At 59.6% G+C, this 228-nt stretch carries 1 protein-coding gene; it reads right to left on the bottom strand.

The genetic code is table 11. From position 1 onward, the window contains the following. Nucleotides 1–228 (bottom strand): AIR synthase-related protein (locus tag KVT28_RS27590; protein ID WP_254633692.1); only part of this gene is annotated, 228 nt, incomplete at both ends.

Genomic DNA, 228 nt, shown 5'->3' with positions numbered 1-228 from the left:
CATATCGTGACGGCTAACGTTGCCCGCCTGCTGCATCCAGCTGAACACAGACGGCCACTGCCAGCTGCTCTCTTCCAGCACCGCCTGGGTGTTGTCTGGCAGCACGCGCGCGATGTTTTCCCAGAAGCCGCCGCCGGTCAGATGCGAAGTCGCATGCACATCAACCTGTTCGATCAGGCTAAGGATGTTTTTCACATAGATGCGGGTTGGGGCCAGCAGGTGATCGGC

The organism is Pantoea sp. GbtcB22, assembly GCF_019091025.1.
Taxonomy (GTDB): Bacteria; Pseudomonadota; Gammaproteobacteria; order Enterobacterales; family Enterobacteriaceae; genus Pantoea; species Pantoea leporis.
The sequence above is the reverse complement of the archived record's forward strand: the minus strand, read 5'-3'. Positions and strand labels throughout refer to the sequence as shown.